The organism is Mycobacterium sp. 1245852.3, assembly GCF_001669335.1.
Taxonomy (GTDB): Bacteria; Actinomycetota; Actinomycetes; order Mycobacteriales; family Mycobacteriaceae; genus Mycobacterium; species Mycobacterium europaeum_A.
In genome coordinates, this window is sequence record NZ_LZLL01000460.1 from 1 (window position 1) to 1,145 (window position 1,145).

Annotated in this window: 2 protein-coding genes and 1 pseudogene; 1 reads left to right on the forward strand and 2 read right to left on the reverse strand. The window is 70.7% G+C overall.

Annotated elements, in window-relative coordinates; genetic code table 11:
• Positions 1-218, forward strand: a pseudogene (locus A9W96_RS20480) (resuscitation-promoting factor RpfA); the annotation flags it as partial.
• Positions 219-287: 69 nt separating this feature from the next.
• Here the strand turns inward: A9W96_RS20480 and A9W96_RS20485 are convergent.
• Positions 288-713 carry a molybdenum cofactor biosynthesis protein MoaE gene (locus tag A9W96_RS20485; protein ID WP_067142556.1) on the reverse strand — a complete coding sequence of 142 codons (426 nt, stop codon included), beginning with the start codon at positions 711-713 and terminating at the stop codon, positions 288-290.
• Positions 710-1,145: molybdenum cofactor biosynthesis protein B (locus tag A9W96_RS20490; RefSeq protein ID WP_082972518.1), on the reverse strand; the 436-nt coding region annotated here is incomplete at its 5' end. The genes A9W96_RS20485 and A9W96_RS20490, both read right to left, overlap by 4 nt.

Genomic DNA, 1,145 nt, shown 5'->3' on the forward strand with positions numbered 1-1,145 from the left:
CCGCGGACCTGCCGCCGGCCGACGCGGTGCCGCCCGCGCCCCCGGCGGACGCTGCGCCCGTCGTGGACACGGACTTCCACGGCTTCGTACCGGCCGGCATGCCGCAACACGTCGAGGACGCCGGCTACACCCAGCAGCTGTGGGACGCGATCCGGTCGCAAGACGTTCAAGGAAACGACGCGCTGGACGCTCTCGCTCAGCCGTCGCCTAGCGCCTAACGCCGCCACACTCCCCGCACGCCCCGAAAACCCTCCTCTTCGGGGCGTGTCGGGCATGGCGCAGGAATGTCAGGCCGAGCCGACCCACTCCTCGGTTCCGTCGGCGAAAAATTGGTGCTTCCACACCGGAAGCCGTGCCTTGATGGTGTCCACCAGATGCGCGCAGGTGGCGAACGCGGCCTGCCGATGATCGGCGGCCACGGCCGCCACCAGCGCGGCCTCTCCGATGCGCAGCGCGCCGATCCGGTGGCTGGCGGCCACGGCACGCACGCCGCTGGATTGCCCGGCCACGTCGGCCACCACGTCGGCGATGACCTGATCGGCCGACGGGTGCGCTGAGTACTCGAGTCGCACCACCCGCCGTCCGCCGTCGTGGTCGCGGATCACGCCGACGAACCCGACGATGGCGCCGGCGGATTGATGCCCCACCAACTCTTCGTGCTCGGCCAGCGAGATCGGGTGCTCGGTCATGGCAGCGCGCACGACGAGCGTCATCGCTGGTGATCTTTACCGGCGAGTTGGTCGAGCGCGTGATCCAGCACATCGGCGAGCACGCCCAGGCCGTCGCGCACGCCGCCGGGCGAACCCGGCAGGTTGACGATCAGGGTCTGACCGGCCACGCCGCACACGCCGCGCGACAGCACCGACGTCGGCACCTTGGGCAGGCCCGACTGGCGGATCACTTCGGCCAGGCCCGGGATCAGGTAGTCGACGACGGCCACGGTCTGGTCCGGTGTGCTGTCGCTGGGTGAGATGCCGGTGCCACCGGAGGTGATGATGACGTCGACCTCAGCGTCGATCGCCGTGCGCAGTGCGTCGCCGACCGGCGGCCCGTCGGCGACGACTTCGGGCTGCGCGGCCGAAAAGCCCCGCTCTGCCAGCCATTCGGCGATGATCGGGCCGCATCGGTCGTCGTACACTCCCGAC

Coding starts and splice junctions, on each gene's coding strand:
- A9W96_RS20485 (WP_067142556.1), bottom strand. CDS start 713: ATGACGCTCGTCGTGCGCGCTGCCATGACCGAGCACCCGATCTCGCTG.